Below are 19,826 nucleotides of genomic sequence, written 5' to 3'. Positions count from 1 at the left end.
ACTTTCAACTTTTGCCAGTGTTGATCTGTCAGCATGGTACGAGGCATAGCGAATAGTAAAATTGGGTTTGGCGATTTGATTTTACTACTTCGCTATTTTTTTAAGCTAAAAGTGTCAACACACCCTATTTATCATAATCGTTAAAATAGAAAATTCTCCTGCAATTTATCGGTTTTCTATGTCCGAACCAATCTTCCTCCAAGGCCCTGCTGGCCAACTTGAGGTTTTTGTGGATTATCCTCAGGGTGAAGTGAAAGGATTCGCGATTGTTTGTCATCCCCATCCATTACAAGGTGGCACACCACAACATAAGGTTCCGGTGTTACTGGCACAAATGTTTTTAGAGCGTGGTTGTGTTGTCTATCGTCCAAGTTTCCGTGGTTCTGGTCAAAGTGCCGGTCTGCATGATGAAGGCTTTGGTGAAACGGATGATATACTTGAAGTCATTAAATATGCGCGTCGCCAACATATTGGCCTGCCTTTCTTTGCAGGTGGTTTCAGTTTTGGCGCACATGTCATGGCCAAGTGTTACGCTGCCCTGCCCGTTGAACTGCAACCTTCAAAAGTGATTTTGTGTGGTCTACCGACTGCAACCGTAGCTGGCCTACGTCACTATGTTACTCCACAGATCAAAGGTGATATTTTATTTATCCATGGTGAAGCGGATGATGTCACGCTTTTATCCGACATGATTGAATGGGCCAAGCCTCAACGTCATCTGGTCACGATCTTGCCTGGCGCAAATCATTTCTTTACCGGTTATTTAAAACAGCTTCGGATTGCGATGAGCCGTTTCCTCGCATTAAGCTGATCAAAAAAACCTCATCGAATGATGAGGTTTTTTTATTCAGAAATAAAATCTTTAGCATGAATTTCATAAATTACAGCCCGATATTTAGGCTTATCTAGGTGGCTAGTAACTTTCCCACCCAAACGTTCTGCAATTTTTCGGCTAGCCCAGTTTTCTTCTGCTACTGGATAGCTCAAAGCTTTAATCCCTAATGTATTGAAAGCATAGTTCACAATACAACGTACTGCCTCATGTCCATAATGATGACCATGCACCGTTTCACGAATCCAGATGCCCACTTCAGGTATTTCATCATGCAGTCGATGTAAACCACATAGTCCGATAAATTCATGTCTTTCAATATGACGGATCACAAAGATATATTCTTTATGATCAGCCATATTGTTTAGCCAGTTTTGCCAGACTGTTGCAAATATCTGTTCAGATTCCGGTGCATCCCATGCCATAAAACGGGTCAGACTCGGGGTAATCGAGGCATAGGCTTCCGCAGCATCAGATGGCTTAAAATAATCTAAAACAAGACGTTCACTTTGTAGTATGGGCAAAACCCTTTGCATTTGTTGAACTAGTTCTTCCACTCAAACTCACTAAAACTTTCTTGTTCTTTCAGCGATGCTTCAACAGCTTGTGCCAACTGATTTAATAAACTTTGTTCTGTAATCCGGTCCAGCCAGTCCTGTTCTTCATCCGGATAAGAAGCAATTTCACAAATCAGGTGCCCTTCCTGGTCTCGTGTCTCACAGCTCACTGATAATGGCAACTCATGTTCATCGACACTTACGGCCACTTGTGCACCACTTTGCGCCAAAGTCTTAAAGCCATATTTACCGAGCTCTTCCGTCAGCAGATGTGCCACATATTCCTGAGTCTGCTGACTGCCCTGTAATTGTTGCTGGCTCTGAGGATTGGCCATAAATTTTAATTTTCGCATTGCTACATCCAAATGGCTTTTTTGTTGTATGGTTTTAGCATAAGCCAATATAAACAAAACAGCCAAGCAAAAGCTTGGCTGTTTCATGTAAATTTTAGAATTATTCTGTCACTTCAATCGCCAGACCAGCTTGAGAAGTCAGTTCAGTGAAGGTTGGGAAACTGGTTGCGACAGTTTCAGTCCCAACAATCTTAATTTCACCTGAGTTACGCAGACCTGCGATTGAGAAGCTCATGGCAATACGATGATCATGATGCGATTCAATTTCACCACCGGTAAAGATTGGTGACCAGTCACCTGCCTTGCCCTTACCTTCAATGATAATGCCATCATCAGTTGGCGTACAATCAATGCCCATGGTTTTCAGACCATCTGCCATCACCTGAATACGATCCGATTCTTTGACACGCAGCTCAGCAGCACCAGTTAGAATCGTTTGGCCTTCAGCACAAGCTGCCGCGATAAACAATGCCGGGAATTCATCAATTGCTAGTGGCACTTGGTCTTCCGGCATATGAATGCCTTTTAAGGTACGTGTACCACGGATACGAATATCCGCGATCGGTTCACCGCCCGCAATACGTTCATTTTCAACAGCGATGTCGGCTCCCATCTGTTTCAGGATTTCGACGACACCAGTACGGGTTGGGTTAATGCCTACCGCTTCCAAAGTCACGTCAGCATTTTCAGTAATCGCTGCACCGACCATAAAGAAAGCAGCAGAAGAAATATCCGATGGGACTTGAATATTGGTACCCACCAGTTTGCCGCCACCTTGCAGGGAAATACGGTTAGCTTCAGTTTTTACGTCATAACCAAACGCACGCAACATACGTTCAGTATGGTCACGGGTGGGTTCAGGTTCAGTCACTAAAGTTTCGCCCTCAGCCCAAAGACCCGCTAGCAAAATCCCAGACTTCACCTGAGCCGATGCCATTGGCAAGTCGTATTGAATACCTTTCAGGTTTTGATTACCGGTAATCGATACTGGTGGTGTACCACGTTCACCCGTAGTTTGAATCTGTGCACCCATCAAACGTAATGGTTTAGCAATACGCTCCATTGGACGTTTAGATAGTGAAGCATCGCCAGTCATTACAGAATCAAATTTCTGTGCTGACAGTATGCCAGACAGCAGACGCATCGAAGTACCCGAGTTGCCCATGTAAAGCGCAGATTTTGGTGCTTTCAGACCATGCATACCCACGCCATGAATGGTCACTTCGCCATTCTTAGGACCTTCAATACTTACGCCCATGTCACGGAAGGCTTGCAGCGTCGCAAGCGCATCTTCACCCTCAAGGAAACCCGTTACATGCGTTGTGCCTTCAGCGATGGCACCAAACATGATGGAACGGTGTGACACAGATTTGTCACCTGGCACGGTAAATTTACCCTGGAACGTCTTGGCACCTGGTTGAATGGTAAATTGTTGTGTCACTTTATTTTTCTCCATGAGAGGTTTCTTGGCGAGCATATGATTGAAGTGCTGACGCGCAGCCTGCGCATGCCCTAATAAGCCCATTAAGGCTTGTGAATCTTCATCTTCAATCAGCTTGCGGATAATCGCGAGTTGAGCTTCAAAGCCGTCCACGGCATTGAGAATCGCCTTTTTATTGGCAAAAAAGATGTCATGCCACATTTGTGGATCACTGGCGGCAATACGCGAGAAGTCGCGAAAGCCACCGGCAGCATAACGAAAAATATCCAGATTGTCTTCGCGTTTGGCCAGTTGTTCGACCAGGTTGAAGGCCATCAGATGCGGAAGATGACTGGTATGGGCCAGCACTTCATCGTGCTTTTCCACATCCATACAAATCACTTCCGCTTTGGCCGCTTGCCACAGTTGAATCAGTTTATCGACCGCCCATTGTCCGCTGCTTGGCAACGGTGTCAAAATTACCTTGTGATTAGCGAACAGATCCACCTTACCCGCATGCACCCCGGTATGTTCAGCACCCGCAATCGGATGCCCTGGCACAAAACCGGCTGGTAGATTTTCACCAAATACGGCTTTGGCTGCTTCTACCACATTACCCTTGGTACTACCCACATCGGTGATAATGGCGCCCTCAGCCAGATATGGCTTGACGGTTTCCAATACCTTTTGCGTTGCACGAACAGGTAAAGCCAGCACCACCATGTCTGCCCCTTTAACAGCTTCTACGGGATCTGCATAGCCGTGGGAAATCAGACCGAGTGCCTTGGCATCTTCCAAAGTTTTTTGTGAGCGGGTCGATGCCACGATGTCATTGGCTAAATGCTCGGCCTTAATGACACGCGCCAGGCTTGAACCAATCAGTCCAAGTCCGATAAAGGCAACTTTTTCAAACAGTGGCTGCGACATAACTTACGCTTTCGCCTCTAAGCCAAGTACTTTACCTAATGCAGCAAGGAATTTGGCATTTTCAGCTTCAGTACCAATCGATACACGCAGGTGGTTTGGAATACCCACTGGACGTACGATCACGCCTTCTTTCAACAACTTGTTAAATGTTTCAGCTGGATCAGCCTGTACATCAACCAAGATGAAGTTTGCGCGTGAAGGTACATAGTTCAGGCCTAAAGCTTTGAAGCCGGCTTCTAGCTGTGCCATACCTGCTTTATTTACTTCACGAGATTTCTCGATGAATGCTTCGTCTTTCAGTGCAGCCACCGCAGCAACCATCGCCAAGTGGTTCACGTTAAATGGCTGACGGATACGGTTCAGGTAATCAGTCACTTCAACAGAAGCCAGGGCAAAACCAACACGCAGTGCAGCCAAACCATAGCACTTAGACAGCGTACGGCTGACAATCAGGTTTGGATACTGTTTCAGGAATTTTAGGCTATTGAAGTTCTCTGGGAAATATTCCACATAAGCTTCGTCCAGTACCACGATCACATTCGCAGGCACTTTCTGCATAAATGCTTCAAATTCAGCTTCTTCGAACCAGGTGCCTGTCGGGTTGTTCGGATTGGCAATAAAGATCAGTTTGGTGTTGTCTTTTACCGCAGCCGCCATCGCTTCAAGGTCATGCGAAAAACCTTTTGCTGGCACTTCAATTGCTTCGGCATTAATCGCTTGAGTTACCAGTGCATATACCGCAAACGCGTGCTGGCTATACACCACAGAATCTTTTTCAGAAACAAATGCGCGGGCAAATATTTCAAGTAAGTCGTTTGAACCATTACCCAAAGTAATCTGGTTATGATCAAAACCGAATTGTGTCTTGATCTGATCTTTCAGGATAAAGCCACCGCCATCAGGATAACGGCCAATTTCCGCCAGTTCCGCAGCCACTGCTTCTTTGACTTTATCTGAACAGCCCAGCGGGTTTTCATTTGAAGCCAGTTTCACGATATCAGTGATGCCCAACTCACGCTCAAGTTCACTGATCGGTTTACCTGGTTGATATGGCTTTAATTTAGAGATGCCTTCATTGGCTGGGACAAACGACATTTTATACTTCCGATTTACAGATGAAACAGTGGTTAGCACCCTCGCACTAACCACGAAAGGCTGCTTTTATAAAACAGCTGCAGGATATGAACCAAGCACGCGGACTTCTTTCACAAACGGACGAATTTCTTCGATCGCAGCTTTAACATTTTCCTGCTCAATATGACCTTCAAGATCGATAAAGAATACATAAGCCCATTTTTCAGGAAGTGCAGGTCGAGTTTCAATACTGGTTAGACTAATGTTGTGTTTGGCAAATGGAGCTAAAATTTCCAGCAATGCACCGGCACGGTCATGCGCAGACACCAATAATGAAGTTTTATCATTACCGCTTTGTGGCACTTTCTCGCGACCAATCACCAGGAAGCGTGTTGTGTTCTCTGGATTGTCCTCAATATTGCTGTGCATAATCTCAAGATTATAGATATTCGCAGCAATTTCAGAAGCAATCGCAGCAGAATGCCATTCATTCTGAATACGGCGCGCAGCTTCAGCATTTGAACTGAGTGCCACACGTTCTACACCTGGATAATGGGCATCCAGCCATTTACGGCATTGAGCCAGAGTCTGCTGGTGTGCATAGATCTGTTTAATACTGTCCTTACGGGTATTTTCAGAGATCAGGAACTGGTGATGAATAGGTAATTCTACTTCGCCAATCACATTCAGATGCGAAGTCTTGAAACAGTCTAAAGTGTGGTTCACTACCCCTTCAGAGGAGTTTTCAACAGGCACCAGACCATAATGTGCACTGCCCGCTTCTACTTCACGGAACACTTCATCAATGGTGGGTAATGGACGAACCACAGCATCATGACCAAAATGTTTCAATACTGCTGAGTGTGTGTAGGTACCGACAGGTCCCAAGAACGCAATACTTTGCGGTGCTTCAAGCGCCAAACAAGCCGACATGATCTCGCGGAACAGACGTGCCATCGTCGTATCTGACAATGGTCCTTCATTGCGCTCCATAACATTGCGCAAAACCTGTGCTTCACGTTCCGGACGGTAAAACAGCGGATTTTCTTCAGATGCGAATTTCGCTTTTGCTACAGCCTCAGCCAAACGTGCACGACGGTTAATCAATTGCTGGATTTGTTGATCAACTGAATCGATATCTTCACGAATTTTAGCCAAATCTAAAGAAGCCGTTGTGTTTTGATCGTCGTTGATCATCGTGATGTCGCCCTTCATAAACCTTATCTGTGCAGTATAACAATTAGTGCGCTGCAAATGTTACACAATATAACTTTAGTAGATTAATTCTTAAAAACAGGGATTTGATTTTAACCGTTCATCGCTTTAGTCATATCTGGTAACATTTCTTTCAGCATTTTCGCATCTTTTACATTATCAAATTGTAAACTTTGCCCGCCCATCTTAACTGATTTTTATCAAGATGAAATATCACTATTTCTTAATCTACATAACGATTTTAAGCATAAGAAAATAAAAATAAAGCCATCTCGATTCCTCTAGTTTAACTACTTAAAATCTGAGTGACAGTTCACAATAAAATGCACATAGAAAACTGTTTTTTTGGTCATTTTACTTTGATTTAATTGAATTTTTTACACTAAATCACTATTTGGTTACAAAGCAGAGACGTTTTTTAAACCTTAAATCGCTAGTCTAATTTAAAACTATATTGGGGGTGCCTATAATGCCAAAAAGAATAGCGGTACTTGTAACGAATAATTTTGAAGATCTTGAATATACTGAGCCTGTTGCAGCCTTACTTGCTGCAGAGCACAGTGTCTGTAATATTGAACTGCATGCCGGAAAAGTCGTACATGGACTACATGGCCAGTCGAGTGTAATCATTGATCGGGGAATTGATCATATCAGTATTGATGATTTTGATGCCCTACTCATTCCAGGCGGTGAATCACCAGTGTCCCTCGCCAACGATACGCGAGTCTTACATTTCATTCAGGCTTTTAATGAGGCCAAAAAGACCATTTTTAGTCTTTGTGACGCATCTTTATTACTCAGTGAGGCTGATGTTTTAAAGAACCGCATCATTACCAGTATCCGTGCGCATGCACCTCGGGTACAACATGCAGGTGCGACGTATTATGATGTTGAACTGGTCAATGACAATAATCAGCTGATTTCATCTCGAGTACCAAATGATTTGCCAATTTTTATTCATGAATGTCTGGATGTACTAAAATCTTAAAATAATAAAATAATAAAATATCTAGATTTCAAGAATATTCTTTTCATAAAAAAAGAGTCCATTTCGGACTCTTTTTTTATCTGTTGATTTTTAACGTCCAAGCAGACCACGTGCAACAATTTCTTTCATGATTTCATTGGTACCGCCATAGATCCGTTGAATGCGGGCATCAACAAAGAAACGCGAAATCGGATATTCAGTCATATAGCCATAACCACCAAAGAGCTGAAGCAGATTGTCAGCAACTTTCATTTGCATATCTGTTGAGAAGCTCTTTAACGCTGCTGCAGTTTCAACATCCAGCTTGCCTTGCATATACAACTCAACATTCTGGTTATAGAAAGCTGCTGTTGCCAGCTCGTCAATCTTGGCCTGTGCCAGTACAAAACGGGTATTCTGGAACTGACCAATCGCCTGACCAAAGGCCTGACGCTCTTTGACATATTGAGTCGTTACATCAATCGAGCCACGAATGGCGCCCAGTGCAGTAGCAGCAATAGCGGTACGTTCACGTGGGAGTTCCTGCATTAGGTATACAAAGCCCTGACCTGGCTGACCCAGCAACTGATCTTTCGGTACTTTGACATTATCAAAGAACAGCTCTGAAGTATCCTGTGAATGCAGACCAATCTTGTCCAGATTCTTGCCTTTTTTAAAGCCTTCCAGATGCGTATCCACCAGCATCAAAGACACACCTTTGGCGCGTGCTTGTGGATCGGTTTTCACGGCTAATACGACTAAGTCAGCATGCTGACCATTGGAGATAAAAGTTTTAGAACCATTCAACAGATAATGGTCACCCTGCAAGATGGCATTGGTTCGCATGGCTTGCAGATCAGAACCTGCACCCGGCTCAGTCATGCCAATCGCACCGACCACTTCACCAGATACCATTTTCGGTAGCCAGTATTTTTTCTGCTCTTCTGTACCGATATGCAAGATATACGGCGCTGCGATATCCGAGTGACAAGACAGGCCGGTTGAGATGGCGCTATAGCCTGCTCGAGCTGACTCTTCGATTAACATCAGGGAATAATGAGTCGGAACACCATAGCCACCATATTCTTCCGGGACATCGACACACAAAAAGCCATTTTCGCCCATGGCATTCCAGACTGAACGCGGCATCATGCCTTCACGCTCCCACTCTTCATAGTAAGGCGCTACATGTTCATTCATAAAGCGTTTGAAATTGTCGCGGAAAAGTTCCAGGTCAGCATCATAAGCCAGCATTCTTTTATCCTTATCGTGTTTATCGTTTTATTTCCTGTGCACAGGCTAACTATTTTTAGAAAGGCTGTCATGTACCTGACTTATTTTTTTGCTAACTTCACAGTCAGATAAAAATAAAAAAGGAAGCCGAAGCTTCCTTTTTTATGACCTATAAGACAAACTCAAACTTAATGAGCATTGTTGCCTTCTTGCGCCATTTTTTCATCAATTTCAGCCGGATTTGCTAATGCATAGTTCAGCTTGTCCATGTCTAACTGACCGACCCATTTTGCTACAACCAGAGTTGCCAAAGAGTTACCGACCAGATTGGTCAAGGCACGGGCTTCAGACATGAAGCGATCAATACCGAGAATCAAGGCCAGACCTGCAACCGGAATATTACCTACAGCCGCTAAGGTTGCTGCCATCACGATAAAGCCTGAACCAGTTACACCCGCTGCACCTTTAGAAGAAATGAGCAATACGAGAAGCAAGGTAATCTGGTGAGACAAATCAAGTTGCGTATTGGTCGCCTGTGCAATGAAGATTGCCGCCATTGTCAGGTAAATCGAAGTACCATCCAGGTTAAACGAATAACCTGTTGGAATGACCAGACCCACCACTGACTTTTCAGCACCTGCCAGCTCCAGTTTTTTCAGCATACGTGGCAATACAGATTCAGACGATGAAGTACCGAGTACAATCAACAGCTCTTCACGAATCAGGCGAATCATCTTGACAATGCTAAAGCCGGTAAAGCGTGCAATTGAACCCAGCACAATAAAGATAAACAGCAAACAGGTGATATAGAAACAGATGATCAACTGGGCCAATTGCGCCAGAGAACCGATCCCATATTTACCGATCGTGAAAGCCATCGCACCGAACGCACCAATAGGTGCAAGTTTCATGATCATGTTCACGATGTTAAAGAACACATGTGAAATCTGATCTACCAGTTTAAGAACTGGCTTACCTTGTGCACCCAGTTTGTGTAATGCAAAACCGAACAGGATCGCAAATAAAAGGACTTGCAGGATTTCACCTTCAGCAAATGCACCAACCACCGTATTTGGAATGATATTCATAAAGAAATCAACGGTAGACTGAGAAGCACCCGACTCTACATATTTAGAAATCCCGGCCGTGTCCAGCGATGCTGGATCAACATTCATCCCAACGCCTGGCTTGGCAATATTAATCACCAGAAGACCAATGATCAGCGCCATTGTTGATACGATTTCGAAGTAAAGTAGCGCGACACCACCAGTTTTACCGACTGATTTCATGCTCTCCATACCTGCGATACCGCTAACCACGGTACAGAAAATCACAGGTGCGATGATCATTTTAATTAAACGGATAAATGCATCACCCAGCGGCTTTAGTTGTTCGCCCAGACCTGGAACATATTGTTCTGCACCATTAATGATTTGTGTACCACTTGGCGAGAAATGTCCGACGAGGATACCCGCAATAATGGCTACAATCACTTGAAAATAAAGCGACTTATAAATTGGTTTTTTAGCCATAACCTTACTTCACGATATACTTCTAACCAGAAGCAATATTCAGTTTTCACTTATTTTTAAAAAACAAGCGTCCAATACTTCATTGTCTGAAACAAAAAAGTGCCTATGTATCAAGAAATTAATCTGATACTGAAATTAGAATGTGTATGTACATTTAACAATCACAGGAACACCGATCTTTAAGAAAAATCAGTACATTGATCAGGAGATAAAGCAAACACAAGAATTGCGTGAAATTTTAACCGCTTTTTAGACTTTTGTTTAACCCGAAATGTTAAATTTGCCTAAATAATAAACAATACCTCTTAGACTATAGTCTTATAAAACTCTAATAATTCTGCAAAATAAGAAGGTGAAATACCAATATCAGCGTAAAATATGCCAATACTTAATGAACATGATTGATCTATGCCCATGACCACAAAGCGAAATATTTATAAAGATGCCGAACATCCTTTTGCCCAGTTTATTCGTATTATTGGCAAGGGAAAAAATGGTGCACGTTCTTTAAGCTATGAAGAAGCCTATCAGGCTTTTAGCATGATCCTGAAAAATGAAGTACTGGACGTACAACTGGGCGCTTTTCTGATGCTATTACGCGTCAAAGAAGAATCCGTTGATGAACTCGCAGGCTTTGTGCAAGCGACCCGGGACCAACTGAATTTTAAGGCGCTTGATGTTGATCTGGACTGGTCATCTTATGCAGGTAAACGCAAACATTATCCTTGGTTCATTCTGGCTGCTCTGACTTTGGCCAAATATGGCTATAATATTGTGATGCATGGTGCTTCAGGTCATACCTTGAATCGGGTCTATACCGAACAGGTACTTAACTACTTAGGCTATCCGATCTGCCAAAATGATGTTGAGGTGGAACAGCAGCTTAAAGACAAACATTTTGCTTACCTGCCATTGGAGGTGATCTCTCCAATTCTGGCTGAGTTGATCGGGCTACGTAATGTCATGGGCTTACGCTCCCCGATTCATACGCTGGCACGTCTGATTAATCCATTTAATGCCAAAGCAACTTTACAGGCTATTTTCCACCCTGCTTATCGTAGTTCACACCAACAGTCCGCTTATAAGTTAGGTTATCAAAATAGTGCGGTCATTAAGGGTGAAGGTGGTGAGTTCGAACGTAATCCAGATGCCAAAACTTTAATCTGTGGAATTAAGAATGGCGAACTTTATGAGCACGAATTACCAAAACTGACTGACAACCGTAGTCCGATTGAAGAAGAGCTGGATCTGGCTGTATTTAAGCAAGTGTGGGAAGGTCAACGCTCACATGAATATGGGGAAATCGCAGTGGTTGAAACTATGGGCATTGCACTGTATACCATGGGCGAATATGACAGCTATGAAGCGGCGATGCAAAAAGCCAGAGAACTCTGGAATAGCCGTCTTTCAGTTTGATCAAACCAAAAAACAGACATTAAAAAAGACCACATCTGTGGTCTTTTTTTCGGTTTCGATTAAACGAAACGGATTGGCTTGAATTCCGGCTCATTTTTATGATGATCATCATCACATTGTTCGCCTTCTTCTTTAGTGCCACGATCGATATAACCGCTACGTTCGGTTTCTGGCAGGTTTTTCATTTCCCAGGCATAGACAGCCTGCATACAGGTCTGACGCTGCTCCTGAGTCAGCGCTACACCATTCGGCCATTTGCCAATTTCAATGGCTGTTCTTAAGCGTTCTACAATCTCAGGATTGAGTACGGCAAGCATTTGTTCAATATTCATATTTAATCCTGCTTAAGATAGTCGAAGTCCTGATTCCAGCCCAGTTTGGTTCGACATGCATTATAGAAGTCATAACCTGGCGGATGCAGAAGATTCAGTTTAAAGGGATGCTTACGAATATGGACGCTATCGCCAACATTCAAAGACACACTGTGTTGTCCATCCGCACTCACCATCGGCAGTACGCGATTTTCACGAATCATCAGTTTAATTTCACTATGCCCTCCGACCACAATCGGACGTGAAGACAAGGTATGCGGATGCATCGGCACCAGCACAATTGCATCCATACTTGGATGCACAATCGGTCCACCACCGGACAGTGCATAGGCCGTTGATCCGGTCGGTGTAGACACAATCAGGCCATCACTATGCTGGCGATAGACATATTGTCCATCAATATTCAGCTCGAAATCAATCATGTGTACCGATTTGCCCGAGTGCAAGACCACATCATTCAGGGCAATCGCATCATAGATGATTTCACCTTTGGAGCGAACTTCCATTTCCAGCAGGAAACGGCGTTCTGCCTGAAAATCACCTTTTAATACCTGATCCAGTTTAAAGATGACTTCAGTTGGCTTGATATCGGTCAGGAAGCCCAAACGACCACGGTTCACCCCGATCACTGGCGTATTGTATTTTACCAATGCCCGCGCTGCATGTAACAGTGAACCATCCCCACCTACCACAATCACCAGATCAACCACTTCGCCCAACAAGGCACGGCTAACTGTTTGGGTATTCTGATAAGGAACCAGTTCAGCTGTATCTGCATCAAAAACAGGATGTAGACCTAAATTGAGCAGATGATCGTGGATCAGGCATAAGGTTTCAACCACTGAAGATTTATCCGGGCGTCCAATCAACCCGATATTTCGAAATGTCTTGTGGGAAATTTGCACCAGTGTCGTCGCTCCGCTTCGAATCCTGCTTATCATAACATTAAGCTTGAATAGGATGACAATTTATAACATGACAAAGCTGTGCAGGATTGAATTGAAATAGATTGAAATTAAGGAGAAAATGTGAAGTTTAATTTTAATTTTAATCTCAATAATTGATTAAATATTGCAAAATAATGAAAAGCTTCGCATGATTAGCACAATTTCACAGGGTCTTATCGTCATTTATGAAATCTGAACGAGGTATGGGGTTTATTGCCTTAATCTTCTCCATTCTAGTCATTTCTGCATTTGTAGCATTTAGTATCTATTTGATTAAATTAGATAATATTGTGCGTGAAAAATTTGAAGGTCAACGCTGGGATATTCCGGCCAAGGTTTTCGCACGCCCGATGGAAGTGTATGTAAATGCCCCTGTCAGCCAGCAGGATTTCCAACAAGAATTAAAATTACTGGGTTATAAAGGTTCAGATAGCTATACCAAATCGGGAAGCTTTGTCAGCACTGGCAATACCATGTATGTGCATACCCGTGGCTTTGATTTTGGCGATCGCGTTGAACCTGAACAGGTATTGAAAGTCAGCTTTAATGGCGATCAGATTGCTGAAGTAAGTGCGACCAAGCCCTCTTCTAGCGGGATTGCCCGTCTGGAACCTTTATTGATTGGCGGTATTTACCCGCAGCATAATGAAGACCGTGTGCTGATTAAGCTCAATAAAGTGCCTAAACCGTTAATTGATGCTTTAATTGCTACCGAAGACCGCAATTTCTACAATCACCATGGCGTATCTCCACGCGGGATTGCACGTGCGGTAGTGAGCAATATTACTGGTGGTAAGCGTCAGGGGGGGTCGACCCTCACCCAGCAGCTGGTCAAGAATTTCTACTTAACACCAGAACGCACCTTAAAACGTAAGGTAAATGAAGCCTTTATGGCAATGCTGATTGAATTGCATTATGGCAAAGATGAGATTCTGGAAGCCTATTTAAATGAAGTGAATCTGGGCCAAAATGGCAACTATTCCGTAAATGGTTATGGTCTGGCTTCACAATTTTATTTTGGCTTGCCGTTACGTGAACTGAATATTTCTCAACAGGCCTTTTTAGTCGGTCTGGTACAAGGTCCAAGCCTGTATAACCCATGGCGTAATCCTGAACTTGCGAAAAAACGTCGTGATGTGGTTCTGAATAATATGCTGGTAATGGGTAATCTGACTCAAGATCAGTATGAAACAGAAACTGCCCGTCCGCTGAACGTGATTTCCAAGCCAACTTTAGGCCCTGCCCGCTTCCCGGATTTTCTGGACATCGTTCGCCGTCAATTGCGTACCGAATATCAGGAAACTGATTTAACCAACCAGGGTCTGCGTATTTTCACCACCTTAGATCCATTGGCACAAACCCGAATTCAGGACAGCTTTAAGGAAAGTGTAGCCCGTTTAAGCAAAGCCAATCCAGGCCGTCTAAAAGATTTGCAGGGCGCTGTTCTGGTCGCACACCCTGAAAATGGCGAACTGGTTGCAGCGGTAGGTTCTACCCAGGACTTTACCGGTTTTAACCGTGCTTTAGATGCCAAGCGTCAGGTGGGTTCATTACTCAAACCGGTGATTTATTTGACAGCACTAGAATCGAATCGCTATCACTGGGCCAGTCCAATTGAAGACAGCCAGATCACCATTCAAAGTGATGGCAAACCATGGACACCGAAAAACTATAGTGGTAGCGCACATGGTGTAGTACCGATGTCTCTTGCCCTGTCACAATCCTATAACCTGTCTGCGGTACGTTTGGCACAGGAATTTGGCCTGTCGACCTTTATTAACCATCTGCAAAAATTCGGTGTGACTTCTGACATTCCTTCTTATCCATCTATTTATTTAGGTGCAGTAGACATGTCACCGATGGAAGTGATGAATATTTACGGTAACTTCGCAACAGGTGGCTTTAAATATCCGGTGAAATCGATTCGTTCAGTAGTTGATGCGAATGGCCGCTCGCTTGAACGTTACAGCTTAAGTGTTCAGCCGACGATTGATCCAGCATCAGCCTATGCTCTGAATTATGGTTTACAACAGGTCATGTCGAGTGGTACTGGTCGTTCTGCCTATAACAGTTTGCCACGCAACCTGAATCTGGCGGGTAAATCGGGTACGACAAACGATACCCGTGATTCATGGTTTGCAGGTTATTCTGGCAACTATATGACAGTGGTCTGGTTAGGTCTGGATGACAACAAAGTCACTGGATTAACCGGTTCTTCAGGTGCACTTCCGGTCTGGACCAATGTCATGAAACAGCTGCATCAGAAGCCGGTGAATCTGGCTCAGCCTAATGAAATTGAATGGCACTGGCTGGACCGTTATACAGGTAAACTGACTGCCCAAGGCTGTGATGGTGCCATGTATATTCCGATTTCACGTCATGCCTTGCCTAATCAGGCAACTGCTTGTGGCATCTCGCATTACGCCACTGAACCTTATACGATTGATTCAGAACCTTCACCAGAAGATGAGGAAGATGATGATCTCAGTCGTTATATACAAGAAAGTGAAACAGAAATAGAACGCGAAGTTGCTAAACAAACCCGTATTATCGCGAGTGGAAGTTATAGCCAATAATTGAGTCTATGTTTATGTTAAGAAAATTGATTCCTGGTCTGCTCATCCTCGGTCTGGTGGGCTGCCAAAGCATGTCGGAGCCAGAACAGCCTGCGGCTCCTACTAAACCTCCGGTTCAGCAGAAACCAAAATCCTCTACACCTGATGGTGTAGTGATTACGCCCTATGATCGACCGGAGATTAAACGTCAGAAGATTGTGATCCCTGAGCAAAAGCCTCAGGCACAAAAGTTTGATGATGGACGTAACTTACCTGCATTTAAAAAATTGATGCAGCAAACTCAGCAGGCCTATAGCAAGCAGCAATATAATCAAGCTGAAACTTCTGCAGTACAAGCTCAGCGTTTGGCGCCCCAAGCTTCAGAAACTTATCTGTATCTTGGCTTGATCGCAAACCGTAAAAACCAGCCGGCCCGTGCAGATGCTTTCGCCTTACGTGGTTTGAGCTATGCGCAGACCAATGCAATGAAAAAGCAGCTCTGGCAGGTGCGCCTGAAAGCAGCTCAACTGCAAAAAAACACCAAAGCCATTCAGCAAGCTCAGCAGGCCTTAAAGAAATTTTAAGGCCCTGGCGTGAGCCCGGTTATTTATAATAAGTTTCTGACTTAAACATAACGGATCCCTGCAATCCCATAAGCATGCTGGTTTTGAGCATGGTCTAGATCTTCAGCTTTTATACCGCCTAAGGCAAATACAGGAATCTGTACCTGTTCAGCCATCTGTTTAAATTTTTCCCAGCCTAAAGCTGCGGTATCAGGATGTGTTTCTGTTGCCAGTACCGGGCTGAGTAAAGCTGCTTCACAGCCTATGTTTTCTGCATGTTTTAATGCTTCCAGATCGTGACAGGCTGCAAGATAACGATAGCCACCAGCTAACTCCCCTTTTTGCAGTTGCATCAATTGAGACTGTTTCAGGTGAAGCGTACGAATGGTTTGCTGCTGCAATTCATTCAATTGTGACCAAAGTTCCTGATTAATGATCAATCTGGATAACTGATCGACTGGAATCTGCTGTAACTGGCTAATGTGTTCAGGGCTGGCCATTACTCGCCAATACAGCATCTGGTCTGTTTCCAGATTATTCAGGTGACTCAAGTCTTCAGAAATTTTGATCTTTCTCGGCCATTGCAGCTTTTGAATCATGGCCTGATTGGCTTTAGGAAAATTTAGTTCACTGAGTTCATCCCGGCTATACCAGCGCCAAGGCTGCTTGATTCCAGCTAATTGTTCTGGCTTAACCGAAGCATGGAAAATATGCAGATTGACGATGACATCTTCATATTCATGCGAAATAAAATCAAAAGCCTGCCATTGTTCGATGTCAATTCCGACTTCTTCAATCACTTCACGTCGACATGCCTCTATAGGCAATTCGCCCTGTTCTACTTTTCCGCCTGGAAACTCATATTTATTGCCCTGATGCTGTTTAGCTTCACGCCAACCGACCAGAACCTGATTGTGATGAAATAAAATAGCGATTGCGACATGAATTGTGGCTTTAGACATAATGTTCTGAACTATTGAAGTTTTACAGATTGTAAGCAAATTAGAGTTTTTTATAAATGCAGCAATTATTCGTTGATAGATCTATTCGATAATGATTATCATTTAAATCAATCCAAAACACACCACGGAGTCGACGGAATGAACGCACCATTTAGCCTATTTACCCGCAATAATGATACTCAGCATGCGCTACCGATGTTGCATTCGAACAATTTATTTGCGCTAGGACGAGAAATCCGGATCATGCATGCGGGTGAAGAATACCGTCTACGTTTGACTCGTAACAATCGTCTCATCCTGACTAAGTAATTTAAATACTCCAAAAATAATAAACGTGGGGACAGGCAGTATGAATCAGCGCATACTGCTTTTTTTAATTGCTATATCTAATATCTTTACTCTTCAGATTGAAAAATTAATGAAACTTTAAGCCCACCCAAAACTGACGGCGCATAATCAATCTTGGCCGTATGTAACTGCATAATCTTTTGACAAATCGACAATCCCAAACCTGAACCTTGTGTTCGCGTGCCCAAGGCGCGGTAAAAACGCTCACCTAAACGTTGAACAACTTCTTCCTGAATTCCCTCTCCCGAATTTTCAATCATAAGTTGTAGATTCTGACCTTCAACTATCGTCCTGATTTCGACCTGTCCCTGCATCGGCGTGTAACGAATGGCATTATCAACCAGATTGCGGATACAGCTAAAAATCAGCTCTGCATTTGCTTCAATCACTGCATCTTCAAGTTTTAAGTTCCAGTGGATCTCTTTTTCCTGAGCAAAAGGTTGTAAAGCTTGTAAGACCTCCTGAACCAATACTTTAAGATTCACCTGCTGTTTGGGCAACTGCTCTGCATGTTCTGGATCAAGCCGAGCCAATAGCAGTAAGTTTTCCAGAATCTGCGTTCCGCGGTTGACGTCATTCTGAATCATCTGTAACGCTTGCCTAAGTTGAGCATCTTCCTGATATTTACGTTTCAGCACCTGTAAACGCATTTGAATGGCAGACAATGGGGAACGCAACTCATGTGAAGCATCGGCAGTAAAACGTTGCTCGGCAGCCAATGACTTTTCCAGCCTGCTCAACATGGCATTCAGCTGACGGACAATCGGTTGCAGTTCAGTAATCTCAGGATCAGGACTTTGAACCGGAGTGAGATCCTGTGCAGATTTAGAACCGATTTCTCGGGAAATTTTATTTAAAGGTCTTAATTGCCGCTTAATGGCAAAACGTAAAATCAGCCACTGTAATATCCATAGGATAAATAAAATCCCGGCGAAACCTAAAGTCGTTTGCCAAAGCTCATCAAAGCGTACCGAAAGCGGTTGTACCACTTTCACTTTCAAGTCTTGATCTTCAGCAATCAGGATGCGAATAAAATGACCATTTTCATAATCAAAGTGAAACCCGTTTTTCTGTGCAACTGGTATCTCATTAATCAGTTCATCATCAATTGAAGTGGTCAGTACCTGCTGATTCAGTAGTAAGGCATATTGAATATCAAACTGCTCACTGATTTCATCAACCTGCGTATTTTTGGCCTGGTTCACATCTCCCAGAAGTAACTCTGAAATTTCCTCCATCAGGTCATCATGCAGATCAATCGCCTGATAGCTGGAAATTCCCAATAACAGCAGCCACGCCAGAAATCCTGCCAGTATGGAACTGAACATGGCATGTTGAATCAGCCGACTTTGCAGGGAAATGGGTGCCTTCATATGGAGGCCTCGGGTTTATGCATCCGGTAGCCCAAGCCACGAATGGTTTTAATCATCTGACTGCCAATTTTTTTACGTAGCTGATAAATAAAGACTTCAATCGCATTGCTTTCGATTTCATCTCCCCAGGCATAGAGTGATTCTTCCAGCTGTTCTCGGGTAATGATATGTTCTGGTTTTTGCATCAGCTTATATAAAATCTGGAATTCTTTTGCAGTCAGATTAATGCTCTGTCCCGCCTTCATTACGGTCTTGGCCTGAGTATCCAGACTAAGATCCTGCCATTGCAGGATATGATTTGGCGTTTGCTGTTTTTGTCTGAGCTGGGCACGTACGCGAGCGGAAAGTTCTTCCAGACTGAAAGGTTTTACCAGATAATCATTGGCCCCCAGATCGAGTCCTGCAACCCGATCATGAATACTGTCCTTGGCGGTGATAAATATAACGGGCGTATCTTTCTGTTTATTGCGCAAGCTTTTAAGAATGTCATCTCCAGTTGCATTCGGCAGGCCACGATCCAGCAAAATACAGTCATACTGATGCTGTTCAATCGCCAGAATGGCATGATCCCCACGATCAACCCGATCAATTACATAACCGTCCATTTCCAGCCAAGTTTGAATACTTTCCGCCTGAGATTCATCATCCTCTGCCAAAAGAATACGCATGTTATGCTCCGCTTATTTTATCTTTCTATCATGCCTTGAAAAAGTTCCAGACTCAAAAAAAAACCACATGCTTTTTGGTAACTTGCATGTGGTTTTTTGTTGCTGTCTTCAGATTCAGTTCAGGAAATCCTGCTGAAATTAGAACTGAACTTGGTCGACATCAATTTCAACACGTTTCGCAGGTTTATAGTCAATGTCCACTTCACCAATGATTACCACAGGTGTTTTAGCTGATACAGGTTTACCCTGCCAAAGTTCATCATCAATTTCGACAGTAATGGTGCCAGTATTATCGCGGAACTGGTATTTTTCATCACCGACAGCTTTTACCACATAACCTTTCAGCTGAACCTTGCTGTCATCTTTCATGGTCAATGCTTGCTTAACTGTAGTAGTTTTAGCAAATGCAGCCTGATTCACCGCAGTTTCACTACTCGCAACTGCGACAGTCCCAATTGAACCCATTAATGCAGCTGCTAAAATAGTATTCATCATCATTTTCATTGCAGTTACCTCTTTTTAAAGTCTTGCCCTGTTTCGATAATGCTATTA

At 43.6% G+C, this 19,826-nt stretch carries 19 protein-coding genes; 6 read left to right on the top strand and 13 right to left on the bottom strand.

Going from position 1 to position 19,826, the window contains the following annotated elements; all coding sequences use genetic code 11:
* Positions 1-178: 178 nt before the first annotated feature.
* Entirely contained in the window at positions 179-811 is a 633-nt protein-coding gene (locus FTV12_RS07160) for an alpha/beta hydrolase (RefSeq protein WP_159123226.1), read from the top strand.
* 32 nt (positions 812-843) lie between these two features.
* Here the strand turns inward: FTV12_RS07160 and FTV12_RS07155 are convergent, their stop codons facing one another.
* The 5 genes from FTV12_RS07155 to pheA all read right to left on the bottom strand — a co-directional run bounded on the left by FTV12_RS07155 (position 844) and on the right by pheA (position 6,360).
* Positions 844-1,389 (bottom strand): GNAT family N-acetyltransferase, encoded by a 546-nt coding sequence (locus FTV12_RS07155; RefSeq protein ID WP_180033825.1) that lies wholly within the window; start codon positions 1,387-1,389, stop codon positions 844-846.
* Positions 1,377-1,742, bottom strand: coding sequence for a hypothetical protein (locus FTV12_RS07150; RefSeq protein ID WP_166136040.1), 366 nt, complete (start codon positions 1,740-1,742; stop codon positions 1,377-1,379). The genes FTV12_RS07155 and FTV12_RS07150 overlap by 13 nt, the downstream gene beginning before the upstream one ends.
* A gap of 100 nt (positions 1,743-1,842) precedes the next feature.
* Positions 1,843-4,089: a bifunctional prephenate dehydrogenase/3-phosphoshikimate 1-carboxyvinyltransferase gene (locus tag FTV12_RS07145; RefSeq protein ID WP_180033824.1), complete on the bottom strand. Its 2,247-nt coding sequence runs from the start codon at positions 4,087-4,089 to the stop codon at positions 1,843-1,845.
* 3 nt (positions 4,090-4,092) lie between these two features.
* Positions 4,093-5,184, bottom strand: a complete 1,092-nt coding sequence (gene hisC / locus FTV12_RS07140; protein WP_125279072.1) for a histidinol-phosphate transaminase — start codon at positions 5,182-5,184, stop codon at positions 4,093-4,095.
* A 66-nt stretch (positions 5,185-5,250) separates the two neighbouring features.
* Positions 5,251-6,360, bottom strand: coding sequence for a prephenate dehydratase (gene pheA / locus FTV12_RS07135; RefSeq protein WP_125279073.1), 1,110 nt, complete (start codon positions 6,358-6,360; stop codon positions 5,251-5,253).
* Between the two features lie 487 nt (positions 6,361-6,847).
* Between pheA and FTV12_RS07130 the strand changes: the two genes are divergently transcribed.
* Positions 6,848-7,366, top strand: a complete 519-nt coding sequence (locus tag FTV12_RS07130) for a DJ-1/PfpI family protein (protein ID WP_180033823.1) — start codon at positions 6,848-6,850, stop codon at positions 7,364-7,366.
* A gap of 90 nt (positions 7,367-7,456) precedes the next feature.
* Here FTV12_RS07130 and FTV12_RS07125 read toward each other — a convergent pair whose 3' ends face one another.
* Positions 7,457-8,599, bottom strand: a complete 1,143-nt coding sequence (locus tag FTV12_RS07125) for an acyl-CoA dehydrogenase family protein (RefSeq protein WP_125279075.1) — start codon at positions 8,597-8,599, stop codon at positions 7,457-7,459.
* Positions 8,600-8,766: 167 nt separating this feature from the next.
* The gene (locus FTV12_RS07120) at positions 8,767-10,110 is read right to left on the bottom strand and encodes a dicarboxylate/amino acid:cation symporter (protein WP_005236469.1); all 1,344 of its coding nucleotides are present in this window, start codon (positions 10,108-10,110) and stop codon (positions 8,767-8,769) included.
* Between the two features lie 414 nt (positions 10,111-10,524).
* Here FTV12_RS07120 and FTV12_RS07115 point away from each other — a divergent pair, with 414 nt between their 5' ends.
* On the top strand, positions 10,525-11,526 hold the full coding sequence (locus FTV12_RS07115; RefSeq protein ID WP_180033822.1) for a glycosyl transferase family protein: 1,002 nt from the start codon (positions 10,525-10,527) through the stop codon (positions 11,524-11,526).
* 59 nt (positions 11,527-11,585) lie between these two features.
* On the opposite strand, the gene FTV12_RS07110 is transcribed toward FTV12_RS07115, so the two are convergent.
* Entirely contained in the window at positions 11,586-11,858 is a 273-nt protein-coding gene (locus FTV12_RS07110) for a YeaC family protein (RefSeq protein ID WP_004784238.1), read from the bottom strand.
* A gap of 2 nt (positions 11,859-11,860) precedes the next feature.
* A complete protein-coding gene (locus FTV12_RS07105; protein ID WP_125279078.1) occupies positions 11,861-12,799 on the bottom strand; it encodes an NAD(+) kinase in 939 nt (312 codons plus the stop codon).
* A 191-nt stretch (positions 12,800-12,990) separates the two neighbouring features.
* Here FTV12_RS07105 and mrcB point away from each other — a divergent pair, with 191 nt between their 5' ends.
* Positions 12,991-15,381: a penicillin-binding protein 1B gene (gene mrcB / locus FTV12_RS07100; RefSeq protein ID WP_180011682.1), complete on the top strand. Its 2,391-nt coding sequence runs from the start codon at positions 12,991-12,993 to the stop codon at positions 15,379-15,381.
* Positions 15,382-15,395: 14 nt separating this feature from the next.
* The gene (locus FTV12_RS07095) at positions 15,396-15,944 is read left to right on the top strand and encodes a tetratricopeptide repeat protein (protein ID WP_125279080.1); all 549 of its coding nucleotides are present in this window, start codon (positions 15,396-15,398) and stop codon (positions 15,942-15,944) included.
* 41 nt (positions 15,945-15,985) lie between these two features.
* Here FTV12_RS07095 and FTV12_RS07090 read toward each other — a convergent pair whose 3' ends face one another.
* Positions 15,986-16,885 (bottom strand): NUDIX domain-containing protein, encoded by a 900-nt coding sequence (locus FTV12_RS07090; RefSeq protein WP_180033821.1) that lies wholly within the window; start codon positions 16,883-16,885, stop codon positions 15,986-15,988.
* A gap of 138 nt (positions 16,886-17,023) precedes the next feature.
* Here FTV12_RS07090 and hemP point away from each other — a divergent pair, with 138 nt between their 5' ends.
* Positions 17,024-17,194, top strand: a complete 171-nt coding sequence (hemP, locus tag FTV12_RS07085) for a hemin uptake protein HemP (protein WP_004784247.1) — start codon at positions 17,024-17,026, stop codon at positions 17,192-17,194.
* 86 nt (positions 17,195-17,280) lie between these two features.
* Here the strand turns inward: hemP and FTV12_RS07080 are convergent, their stop codons facing one another.
* From FTV12_RS07080 to FTV12_RS07070, 3 genes are all read right to left on the bottom strand, one after another.
* Positions 17,281-18,606, bottom strand: a complete 1,326-nt coding sequence (locus FTV12_RS07080; protein ID WP_180033820.1) for a HAMP domain-containing sensor histidine kinase — start codon at positions 18,604-18,606, stop codon at positions 17,281-17,283.
* The gene (locus tag FTV12_RS07075) at positions 18,603-19,274 is read right to left on the bottom strand and encodes a response regulator transcription factor (RefSeq protein ID WP_180033819.1); all 672 of its coding nucleotides are present in this window, start codon (positions 19,272-19,274) and stop codon (positions 18,603-18,605) included. The genes FTV12_RS07080 and FTV12_RS07075 overlap by 4 nt, the downstream gene beginning before the upstream one ends.
* Before the next feature lie 138 nt (positions 19,275-19,412).
* A complete protein-coding gene (locus FTV12_RS07070; protein ID WP_125279084.1) occupies positions 19,413-19,778 on the bottom strand; it encodes a NirD/YgiW/YdeI family stress tolerance protein in 366 nt (121 codons plus the stop codon).
* Positions 19,779-19,826 lie beyond the last annotated feature (48 nt).

The sequence above is a fragment of the Acinetobacter sp. YH12233 genome (assembly GCF_013417725.1).
Lineage (GTDB): Bacteria > Pseudomonadota > Gammaproteobacteria > Pseudomonadales > Moraxellaceae > Acinetobacter.
This window is presented reverse-complemented; position numbering and strand designations above follow the sequence as displayed.

Bases quoted from the DNA above. Each gene is read 5' to 3' on its own strand.
- FTV12_RS07115 (WP_180033822.1), top strand. From the start codon at position 10,525: ATGACCACAAAGCGAAATATTTATAAAGATGCCGAACATCCTTTTGCC.
- FTV12_RS07120 (WP_005236469.1), bottom strand. From the start codon at position 10,110: ATGGCTAAAAAACCAATTTATAAGTCGCTTTATTTTCAAGTGATTGTA.
- FTV12_RS07080 (WP_180033820.1), bottom strand. From the start codon at position 18,606: ATGAAGGCACCCATTTCCCTGCAAAGTCGGCTGATTCAACATGCCATG.
- FTV12_RS07070 (WP_125279084.1), bottom strand. From the start codon at position 19,778: ATGAAAATGATGATGAATACTATTTTAGCAGCTGCATTAATGGGTTCA.
- FTV12_RS07125 (WP_125279075.1), bottom strand. From the start codon at position 8,599: ATGCTGGCTTATGATGCTGACCTGGAACTTTTCCGCGACAATTTCAAA.
- FTV12_RS07160 (WP_159123226.1), top strand. From the start codon at position 179: ATGTCCGAACCAATCTTCCTCCAAGGCCCTGCTGGCCAACTTGAGGTT.
- FTV12_RS07075 (WP_180033819.1), bottom strand. From the start codon at position 19,274: ATGCGTATTCTTTTGGCAGAGGATGATGAATCTCAGGCGGAAAGTATT.
- FTV12_RS07150 (WP_166136040.1), bottom strand. From the start codon at position 1,742: ATGCGAAAATTAAAATTTATGGCCAATCCTCAGAGCCAGCAACAATTA.
- mrcB (WP_180011682.1), top strand. From the start codon at position 12,991: ATGAAATCTGAACGAGGTATGGGGTTTATTGCCTTAATCTTCTCCATT.
- FTV12_RS07095 (WP_125279080.1), top strand. From the start codon at position 15,396: ATGTTAAGAAAATTGATTCCTGGTCTGCTCATCCTCGGTCTGGTGGGC.
- FTV12_RS07145 (WP_180033824.1), bottom strand. From the start codon at position 4,089: ATGTCGCAGCCACTGTTTGAAAAAGTTGCCTTTATCGGACTTGGACTG.
- hemP (WP_004784247.1), top strand. From the start codon at position 17,024: ATGAACGCACCATTTAGCCTATTTACCCGCAATAATGATACTCAGCAT.
- FTV12_RS07130 (WP_180033823.1), top strand. From the start codon at position 6,848: ATGCCAAAAAGAATAGCGGTACTTGTAACGAATAATTTTGAAGATCTT.
- FTV12_RS07090 (WP_180033821.1), bottom strand. From the start codon at position 16,885: ATGTCTAAAGCCACAATTCATGTCGCAATCGCTATTTTATTTCATCAC.
- hisC (WP_125279072.1), bottom strand. From the start codon at position 5,184: ATGTCGTTTGTCCCAGCCAATGAAGGCATCTCTAAATTAAAGCCATAT.
- pheA (WP_125279073.1), bottom strand. From the start codon at position 6,360: ATGATCAACGACGATCAAAACACAACGGCTTCTTTAGATTTGGCTAAA.
- FTV12_RS07110 (WP_004784238.1), bottom strand. From the start codon at position 11,858: ATGAATATTGAACAAATGCTTGCCGTACTCAATCCTGAGATTGTAGAA.
- FTV12_RS07105 (WP_125279078.1), bottom strand. From the start codon at position 12,799: ATGATAAGCAGGATTCGAAGCGGAGCGACGACACTGGTGCAAATTTCC.